At 64.3% G+C, this 9099-nt stretch carries 6 protein-coding genes; 5 read left to right on the top strand and 1 reads right to left on the bottom strand.

Features of this window, described 5'->3' with window-relative positions; genetic code table 11:
* The first annotated feature begins 1032 nt into the window (after nt 1-1032).
* From ACROSR_RS19530 to ACROSR_RS19510, 5 genes are all read left to right on the top strand, one after another.
* The gene (locus ACROSR_RS19530) at nt 1033-2496 is read left to right on the top strand and encodes a TolC family protein (RefSeq protein WP_432687561.1); all 1464 of its coding nucleotides are present in this window, start codon (nt 1033-1035) and stop codon (nt 2494-2496) included.
* A 13-nt stretch (nt 2497-2509) separates the two neighbouring features.
* Entirely contained in the window at nt 2510-3868 is a 1359-nt protein-coding gene (locus tag ACROSR_RS19525) for a multicopper oxidase family protein (RefSeq protein ID WP_432687560.1), read from the top strand.
* Nucleotides 3869-3906: 38 nt separating this feature from the next.
* Nucleotides 3907-4620, top strand: a complete 714-nt coding sequence (locus ACROSR_RS19520) for a copper-binding protein (RefSeq protein WP_432687559.1) — start codon at nt 3907-3909, stop codon at nt 4618-4620.
* A 149-nt stretch (nt 4621-4769) separates the two neighbouring features.
* On the top strand, nt 4770-7103 hold the full coding sequence (locus tag ACROSR_RS19515; RefSeq protein WP_432687558.1) for a heavy metal translocating P-type ATPase: 2334 nt from the start codon (nt 4770-4772) through the stop codon (nt 7101-7103).
* A gap of 39 nt (nt 7104-7142) precedes the next feature.
* Nucleotides 7143-7622, top strand: a complete 480-nt coding sequence (locus ACROSR_RS19510; RefSeq protein ID WP_432687557.1) for a DUF411 domain-containing protein — start codon at nt 7143-7145, stop codon at nt 7620-7622.
* A 20-nt stretch (nt 7623-7642) separates the two neighbouring features.
* On the opposite strand, the gene ACROSR_RS19505 is transcribed toward ACROSR_RS19510, so the two are convergent.
* Nucleotides 7643-8962 carry an MFS transporter gene (locus ACROSR_RS19505; protein WP_432687556.1) on the bottom strand — a complete coding sequence of 440 codons (1320 nt, stop codon included), beginning with the start codon at nt 8960-8962 and terminating at the stop codon, nt 7643-7645.
* Between the last annotated feature and the right edge of the window lie 137 nt (nt 8963-9099).

The raw sequence follows: 9099 nt of genomic DNA, 5'->3' as shown, positions 1-9099 counted from the left end.
AGATCAGACATGTCACCGCTCCGTTTTCGGTGCCGTGAATCACGCAGCGCACCTGAAATCAATGGGTCCAGAGCCTAACAAGCGCTTCTTCGGTTGCCTCAAGGCCTCCTTTCGGTGCATCGCGACCGGGTACGAAAAAACATCCCGAAGCTTCATGGCCATGATCAAACTCGCCGCCATCAGGCTATGGTGCCAGTTTTACGAGTCCGCTGCCAAAATACTGACATCCAGGCGAAGTCGAAGCGGCGCATCAGCATGACAATTCTGGACACGGCCTGAGCTGCCCGCTGCGGAGAGGTTGACATGCGACCTACTTTTCAACAGTAGTGATGCATGGGTCGGCATGATGGCATCTTTGGACGAGCATCGACATTTGCGTGTCTCTTGATTGCTATCGTCATGATAGCTGTCCCTCCGTCGATTTCGCACGCTGCGGCCGACATGCATGGCGACCGCCAAGGCGCCGCCGCCACTCCGTCGTATGACTGCCCGCATCATCGCGATGAGCTGCCCCGATCAGACCGCAAGGTTGACGCACACGGACACCATGCTGGAACGTCGGATACCCCGTCAGCAGACGACTGCTGTGATGGCATCTGCCAGTCCGCAGTCGTGGACATGACCGCAGTGGACGCTGTCGAGGATGCCGAAAGACATGCCTTCAGACTGCAGGATGATCAATCCGCATCGATCCGGATGGTCTTGCTGAAACGCCCTCCACGAACCTGAGCTGAGATTGGCCCCGAACCGGGGTCTGCGCCGCGCGCATGGTCTTGCGCGGGACCTACGTAAATCAGTCAGGTGACATTCTATGAAAATCCAAATTGTGACGGGGGCTTCGGCTCTTGTTCTTGGCGCATGCGCTTACGAGCCGACGCCTCTTCCAAACGTGGCCGCGCAACAGGCTGCTGCCGACACCACCGTGTCCTCGCCTCTCGGATACCGGGACCCTTTGGCGGGCTATATCTATCGCGGACCTACAGGCCCCCGCGATTGGCACACGGTCAATGACGAACAGTCGGAGGGCAACTGATGCGATCCTCCAGTCTCTCTCTAGCCATCTGGTTGCCACTTCTGCTCGGGGCGTGTGCCACCGCGGTTCCAGACATGTTCACGGAGTCGAAGGCAGGTTTTGCCAATGTCTCGAACCTGACAGCGGCCGCCATCGGCACGCGCACGGCCTTCGCCGAAACGCAGGCCGAGAACGACGCGCTGCGCAAGCAGGTGCACGGCATGGTGCATGGCAAGACGATCTCTGCGGATACCGCGGTTCAGGTCGCGCTGCTCAACAACAAGGGGTTGCAGGCCTCGTATGCCAATGTCGGCCTGTCCGCCGCCGAGGCCTGGCAGGAGGCCACACCCGAAAACCCGGTCGTCTCGATCGGGGTGCTGGGCATCGGTGCCGCCGAACTGGGCGCATATCGTGCGATCGAAGGATTGATCCGGACGAACTTGCTGGATGCGAGCACCCGGAAACAACGGATGGCGCTGGCCGATGTTAGGTTCCGCGCCGCGCAGATGGAGGCGGTGAACGACACGCTCAGCCTCGCCAACCGGACGCGGCGGGCCTGGGTCAACGCGGTCTCGGCCTTCGAGGCGGTCAGCCATCTCGGACGCGCCAAGGCGACCTCGGATGCGGGCTCGGAGCTCGCCCTCAGGCTGGGGGAAACCGGCGCGCTCAACAAGGCGGGGCAGGCTCGGGAACAGGCCTTCAACGCGGAACTTGCAGGGCAGCTGGCACAGGCAAGGCTGGATGCAACCCGCGCGAAAGAAGACCTCACCCGCCTGATGGGACTTTGGGGCGACGAGGTCGCGTATTTTGTTCCCGATGCCTTGCCGGCGTTGCCGTCCTCGGTGGGCGGCGTGGCGAATATCGAAGGCAAGGCCCTCGAAAACCGTGTCGATCTGCGCGTGGCCCGGCTCGGGCTTGACGCGCAGGCCGCGGCATTCGGTCTGACGGACCGGACCCGGATCGTCAGCGATCTCGAACTGATCGCCGGTCTCGAGGCCGAGCGCGAGTCCGAAGATGGCAACATCAAGACCGAAACCACCCCGCAGATCGAGCTGGAGTTCGCCATTCCGATCTATGACACCGGCAAGGCCCGGATGCGCAAGGCGGAGCTGGCCTATCTTAAGGCGGCCAATGTCCTTGCGGAAAAGGCCGTCGATGTCCGGTCAGAGGCTCGGGGCGCGGCAGCGTCCTATCACGCGTCCCACCGGATTGCCCGGCATTACCGCGATGTCCTGGTGCCGCTGCGCCAGACTGTCGAGGACGAAGCTCTGCTGTCCTATAACGGCATGATCACCAGCACGTTCGAGCTTTTGACCGATGTGCGCCAAAAGCTGAGTGCCTCGCTGGAGGCCGCAACCGCGAAGCGTGAGTTCTATCTGGCCCAGACTGATCTGACCGCAGCCATCTACGGCGGCGGCGGCGGCAGCGGCGGGGCCGGTGACACGGCTGCAACACTTGCCGCAGGTGGCGGCGCAGGTCACTGAAAGGACCGATGACATGATGAACAGACGTCAATTACTGGGCGCCGGCGCCGCGGGAGCCGCACTGGTCTCGTCGCGGGCCTGGGGCAAGACCACGAACATGGGCCTGCCGGAAGCTGCGGTCATGGACAATGCGGCGACGCAGGTCACACCGCGCCCCTCCGCCGGGCCGGATTACAACCCGGTCGTGACATTGAATGGCTGGACCCTGCCATACCGCATGAACAACGGCGTGAAGGAGTTCCACCTCGTCGCCGAACCCGTGGAGCGCGAACTCGCAGAGGGCATGACCGCGCATCTCTGGGGGTATAACGGCCAGTCGACCGGTCCGACCATCGAGGCCGTCGAGGGCGACCGCGTGCGGATCTATGTCACCAACAAATTGCCCGAGCATACCTCGGTGCACTGGCACGGCATGATCCTGCCATCGGGCATGGACGGCGTGGGTGGTCTCAGCCATCCCGGCATCCCGCCCGGCAAGACCTTCGTCTACGAGTTCGACCTCATCAAGTCGGGGACGTTCATGTACCATCCGCACGCCGACGAGATGGTGCAGATGGCGATGGGCATGATGGGCATGTTCGTGGTCCATCCAAGGGATCCGGCCTTCATGCCGGTGGATCGCGATTTCCTGATCATGCTGAACGCCTTCGACATCGACCCGGGCACCTATGTGCCGCGCATCATGACGATGACGGACTTCAACATGTGGACATGGAACAGCCGGATTTTCCCCGATATCGACCCGCTGGTGGTCAACAAGGGTGACCGGGTGCGGGTGCGCGTCGGCAACCTGACGATGACCAATCACCCGATCCACATGCACGGCTATGATTTCAAGGTGACCTGCACGGATGGCGGATGGGTGCCCGAGAGCGCCCAGTGGCCGGAGGTCAGCATCGATATCCCCGTCGGGGCCATGCGGGCCTATGAATTCACTGCCGATCATCTGGGCGACTGGGCGATCCATTGTCACAAGTCGCATCACACGATGAATGCGATGGGCCATGACGTGCCGACCTATATCGGCGTGGACAAGACCGCGCTCACCCGGAAAATCCATGAGTTTCAGCCGGAATACATGGCGATGGGCACGGCCGGAATGGCGGATATGGGCCGGATGGAAATGCCCTTGCCCGACAACACCATCCCGATGATGACGGGCTGGGGGCCGCACGGGCCGATCGAGATGGGCGGCATGTTCTCTATCGTAAAAGTGCGCGACGGCATCGAGGCCGACGATTACTCCGACCCCGGGTGGTACGAGAATCCGCCGGGCGAGCAGGCCTATGAATGGACCGGTGAACTGCCGGAATTCGCATCCAACACCAGCCCGAACACCGTGTTGACACCAAGACACGACCCGAAGGGCTGATATCCCGTCGGTAAACCAACAGAACCAAAGGAAAACCCATGAGAAATGTTCTTCTGACAACCGCCCTGATATTCACCCTTGCTGCGCCGGCCTTCTCGGCGGGAGAGCATGACCACGATCATTCCGGCATGGCGCCCGAAATGAAGGTCGGCATGCCCGGTGATCCGGCCGATGTGACCCGCACCATCGAGGTGACCATGCGCGAAACCGATGACGGAAGGATGCTGTTCGAGCCGCGCTCCTTGGATATCGAGCAAGGCGCGACCATCCGGTTCAACGTGATCAACGAGGGCGCAACGGAGCACGAGTTCGTCATCGACACCGTCGCAGGCAATGCACGGCACAAGAAAGCCATGGCCGAGATGGAGATGGAACATGACGATCCCAACTCTGTCCGACTGGATGCGGGCGCCTCGGGCGAGGTGATCTGGACATTCGCCAATGCCGGCACGTTCGAATTCGCCTGCCTGATCCCGGGTCACTACGAGGCCGGCATGCACGGGCCGATCGCCGTCGGGGACCAAATGGCGCAGGCCGAGGTCGAATACACGACCGGCACGATCAAGAAGATCGATGCAGAGGCAGGCAAGGTGACCATCACGCACGGCCCTCTGGCCAAGCTCGACATGCCGGCGATGACGATGGTGTTCCGCGCCGACGCGGCGATGATCGACAGCATGTCCGAGGGGCAGGAGATCGAGTTCGTGGCCGACCGGGTCGAGGGCAAACTGACCGTGACCGAGATCAGGTGAAGCCGGTCGCGGACGCGGCAGCAAACCCCGGCGCGTCCGCGATCCGTCTTGTGGCACCGTGGACCCCGTCAACGCCTGCTCGGGTGCCCGCCACTTGATATTGCAACGAAAGACCCCCCATTTCAGGGCTGAAAGGACAGAATACACGCATGTCACCGCATCATCACGAGGACAAAACAGACCCCGCACCGAATACCGGGACTGCGACGGACCCGGTCTGCGGCATGAAAGTGGAGATAAAGGAGGGCGCGCGACAGCGGGACTACGGCGACGAGACATTCCATTTCTGCTCTGACGGCTGCCGAGATAAGTTCGACGCCGATCCCTGGTTCTACGCCTCGGGCAATGCCGAAAAGGCCGGGCGGCGCGCCCAGCCCGGGACGCAATACACCTGCCCGATGCACCCCGAGATCGTGCGCGACGAGCCGGGCTCCTGCCCGAAATGCGGAATGGCGCTGGAGCCGATGGTCCCAACTGACGAGCCGAACGAGGAACTGACGGATTTCACCCGCCGCATGTGGGTCAGCGCGTCGGCGGCCGTTCCGCTGATGATCATCACCATGGGCGAGCTTGTCGGTCTCGACGTGCGGGGCTGGCTGGGGCATCAGACGTCGGTCTATGTCGAGTTTGTGCTCGCCACGCCGATCGTTCTCTGGGCGGCGCAACCGTTCTTCAAGCGCGGCTGGGACTCGATCCGCACCGTCTCGCCCAACATGTGGACGCTGATCGCCCTCGGCGTCGGCGCCGCCTATCTCTATTCGCTGGTGGCGACCTTCGCGCCGGGCGTGTTCCCGGATCAGTACCGCATGGGCGACGGCGTCGGCACCTATTACGAGGCCGCGGTCGTGATCATCACGCTGGTCTTCGTCGGTCAGGTGCTGGAGTTGCGCGCGCGCGAGCGCACCGGCGACGCGATCCGAGCGCTTCTGGATCTCGCGCCCAAGACCGCGCGCCGCATGCTGCCCGACGGATCCGAATACGACGCCCCGCTGGAGAACATCATGGAGGGCGACATGCTGCGCGTGCGCCCCGGCGACAGCGTGCCGGTGGACGGCGAGGTGGTCGAGGGCCGGTCGTCGCTGGACGAGAGCATGATCACCGGCGAGCCGGTCCCGATCGAGAAGGTCGAAGGCGACCGCGTCACCGGCGGCACGATCAACAAGAACGGCACCCTCGCGATCCGCACGACCGAGGTGGGGGCCGACACGGTTCTGGCGCAGATCGTCGATATGGTGGCGGGCGCGCGCCGCTCGCGTGCGCCGATCCAGGGGCTCGCCGACCGCGTCGCGGCGGTCTTCGTGCCGAGCGTTGTCGCCGTGGCGATCATCGCCTTCGTCACATGGCTTGCCGTCGGCCCCGATCCGGCGCTGGCCTTCGCCATCGCCGCGTCCGTGTCGGTGCTGATCATCGCCTGCCCCTGCGCCCTGGGCCTCGCCACGCCGATCTCGATCACCACCGCCGCGGGCCGCGGCGCGCAGGCCGGCGTTCTGATCAAGGATGCCGAGGCGCTGGAGCGCATGGCCCGCGTCGACACCGTGATCGTCGACAAGACCGGCACGCTGACGGAAGGCAAGCCGCGGCTGACCGATGTGGTGGCCCAAGACGGGCATGACGAGACCGAGGTTCTGCGCCTCGCCGCAGCGCTGGAGCGCGGCTCCGAGCATCCGCTGGCGGAGGCGATCACCGCCGGGGCGAAGGATCGCGGCCTGACACCGGAGAGCGTCGAGGATTTCGATGCCGTCACCGGCAAGGGCGTGCGCGGGACAGTGGACAGGCGCAAGGTCGCGCTCGGCAATGCGGCGATGATGGAGGAGATCGGTGTCGCAACCGACACCTCCGACGACGCCGCAGATGCGCTCCGGTCCGAGGGCAAGACCGCGATGTATGTCGCCGTGGACGGCACGCTGGCCGGCATCGTCGCCGTCGCGGACCCGATCAAGGACAGCACCGAAGGCGCGATCCGAGAGTTGCACGCGCTTGGTCTGACCATCATCATGGCGACGGGCGACAACCGGCGCACGGCCGAGGCGGTCGCGCGCAAGCTTGGCATCGACGAAGTCCGCGCCGGTGTCCTTCCGCAAGACAAGCAGAAACTGATCGAGGACCTCCGCGCCAAGGGCGCGTCGGTGGCGATGGCCGGCGACGGGGTCAACGACGCGCCGGCCCTCGCCGCCGCCGATGTCGGTATCGCCATGAGCACCGGTGCGGACGTGGCCGTGGAAAGCGCGGGCATCACGCTGATGCGCGGCGATCTCGTGGGGCTGGTGCGGGCGCGGAAATTGGCAACGGCGACGCTACGCAACATACGCCAGAACCTGTTCTTCGCCTTCGCCTACAACGCCCTTGGCGTCCCCATCGCGGCAGGTCTGCTTTACCCTGTCACCGGCCTTCTGCTCTCGCCGATGATCGCTGCGGCAGCCATGAGCCTGTCGTCAGTCTCGGTGATCTCCAACGCCCTGCGGCTGAGACGGATCGATCTCTGACCTGTCAGTCTACACATGCAATCTCGAAAGGAAGATCAGATGAACCAAGAAACTTTTTCCCGCCGCACGCTTCTGCTCGGCGTAGTTGCGCTTGTGGCTGCGTCGCCCTTGAGGACGCTGGCTCAAGGCGGCGGACCGGCGATCCACGTGATGAAGGACCCCAACTGCGGCTGCTGCTCGGCCTGGATCGAAATCCTCGAAAACGACGGCTTCGTCGTCATGACCGAGGCGAGCGCCGGAACGCTTCTGATGCGCTACAAGCTGGACAACGGCATCCCACAAGAGATGGTCTCCTGCCATACGGGTCGCGTGGATGGTTACATGATCGAGGGCCACGTCCCTGTTGCCGACGTTCGCCGTCTGCTGGTGGAGCGCCCCGACGCAGTCGGTCTCGCAGTGCCGGGCATGCCCTACGGCTCGCCGGGGATGGGGCCCGAATCACAACGAGAGGCTTATGTCGTCTACCTTATCCGTCGTGACGGCACGACAGAGCCGTTCTCAAGCTATCAGGCAGCCTGAGCCCCGCATTTGACGGTCGCTCAGAGATGTGACGCCCAACGGGGGTGCTGATCGTCCACGACGAACGGGTGCGCGTGACGCCGCGCGCCTTTGAGATGGGGGTGGTCGAGCGGCAAGTTGTCATGGCTGTGCTCGAGGATTTCTGGATCCTCCTTTGGCCAGAGGCGAAGTGCCGATAGCGTGCCGACGCCCACCAGCGCCGCCAGCGTCCCGAGGGCTGCGACCGGCCCGAACTGCGTCATCAGCCAGCCAGAAAGCGGATAGGTCACGAGCCAGCAGGCGTGGCTGAGCGCGAACTGGGCAGCAAAGAGCGCAGGTCGATCCTCCGGATGGGCGGAACGCCGCAGCAGGCGGCCTGAGGGTGTGAGCACCGCCGAATACCCCAGGCCCACCAGCAGCCACGCGCCAAGCAGGAAGGCCCAGGTGAGCCCAAGGGTCGCAACCTCTCCGGCCAGCAAGACGAGCGTCAGCACCATGAGCGCGGCGCCGGCGACCATCACCGGTCGGTCTGGCACGCGGTCGAGCAGCTTCGGCAGCGCAAGCGCGGCCAGCATCGAGCCGGCGCCGAAGGCGAACAGCGTCCAGGCCAGCGCAGATGCGTCCAGCCCCAGCGTGCTGCGCACCAGCACCACCGAGTTGACCAGCACCATCGCGCCCGCAGCAGCGGCGGCGAGGTTCAGCGCCAGCAGTCCGCGAAGGCGCGGTGTCGCGAGGTAGATGCGGATGCCGCGCGTCGTGCGGTCGTAGATACCGCGCGGCTCGGACGGTTTCGGCGACGGCAGCAGAACCGAGACGACCAGCACCGCGGAGGCCGCAAACCCCACCACCGTTCCAAGAAAGAGCGAATTGTAGCTCACCGCCGCCAGCAGGAGCCCGGCCAGCATCGGGCTGACGATGTTCTCGAGGTCATAGGCCAGCCGCGACAGCGACAGCGCGCGCGTGTAGCGCGCCTCGTCCGGTAGCACGTCCGGGATGGTCGCCTGAAAGGTCGGCGTGAACGCCGCTGAAGCGGACTGAAGCAGGAAGATCAGGACATAGACCTGCCAGACTTCGGTGACGAAGGGCAGGCAGAGCGCCGCGACCGCCCGCACCAAGTCCAGCGCGACCAGAAACGCGCGGCGGTTCACCCGGTTCGCGAACGCGCCAGCGATCGGCGCGATGCCCACATAGGCCACCATCTTGATGGTGAAGACCGTGCCCAGCACCATCGCCGCGTTGTCGCCCGCCAGATCATAGGCCAGAAGCCCCAGCGCAACGGTAGCTAGCCCCGTGCCCAGAAGCGCCACGACCTGCGCGGCGAAAAGATGGCGATAGGTCCGGTCGGCAAGGATTTCCAGCATGGGCGGTCTCACAGATATCTGGCGATGACTTTGAACTCAGCGCGATCCTCGGGCGAGTGCGGTAGTGTCCCGGGAAATGGTGTAGGAACTGGCGTCCACCTGCTTCTTCATAGCTGGTGTTACTCGTTCACTGAGCG

This window comes from Roseovarius tibetensis (assembly GCF_050896375.1).
GTDB lineage: Bacteria > Pseudomonadota > Alphaproteobacteria > Rhodobacterales > Rhodobacteraceae > Roseovarius > Roseovarius tibetensis.
This window is presented reverse-complemented; position numbering and strand designations above follow the sequence as displayed.